Source organism: Oleiphilus sp. HI0066 (assembly GCF_001635725.1).
Genome location: NZ_LWFH01001630.1, coordinates 1 through 888 on the forward strand (window position 1 = coordinate 1; position 888 = coordinate 888).

General features: G+C 41.0%; 1 protein-coding gene. It reads left to right on the plus strand.

Translation table 11 applies throughout. From position 1 onward, the window contains the following. Window positions 1–69: 69 nt before the first annotated feature. Window positions 70–888 (plus strand): competence protein CoiA family protein (locus A3738_RS25515; protein ID WP_255376207.1); only part of this gene is annotated, 819 nt, incomplete at its 3' end.

Genomic DNA, 888 nt, shown 5'->3' on the forward strand with positions numbered 1-888 from the left:
CTTAGAAGGTGGAGTAATAGCCTTCCAAGAACGCGAAATGAAGTATGGTTTTAAATTTTAATTTGTTAAATGACCCTAATTCCCTTCGCCATTAATCCTGAGAATCGCTACGTCGAGGTAAGCCAAGTACCTAGCGGTAGGAAGTGCAATTGTGTTTGCCCCAGCTGTAAGCAACCCGTGCTAGCACGAAAAGGAGCGAAGAAAGAATGGCACTTTTCTCATGACCCCAATCCTGAGACCCCACCAGAGAAAGAGTGCGAACTTTCTTTCGAGGTTTGCTGTAGACAATATCTTGAGCAAATAATGCTAGAAGGCACCGTAAACGCACTTTGTACTCCGGCTTATTACGTTGCTCATACTTGCGAGGAAACATGGCAAACAACCGCACGGGCGGAGGTGACTCAAAGTAGAACCCTTTCATCCCTATCATTTAAAAAGTCGGATCACACTGACCTAGTTAGCCAAATTGGCGACTACGAAATCTTAGTGTTCATTTCGTACCCTGAAAGAGTAAGACCGGAAAATCCAAAGTCTAAATCAAGCGCACTTTTAGAAATTGATATCACATGGGTTAGGCATAAGTACTATTCACAAGATAATGATCTAACTCTGACTGAACTACTTTTACACTTTATGCATGAAAGCTCTGAGAATAAATATTGGCTATATCACCCAAATGAAGGACACGTTAAAGCTCAATTGAAATACGATTACGAGATGGATAAGTGGAAACAAGCTGAGGAAGAACGCCAGTTTATGGTACACATTGAACAACGCTTTGCATTAACACATATCCCTAGCAACAAAAATCACTTACAGAATGAAAGTCAATATCACACAACAAGTCTTAGCCCTACTAACAAAAAACCTAATCGGCATTGCTTGAAG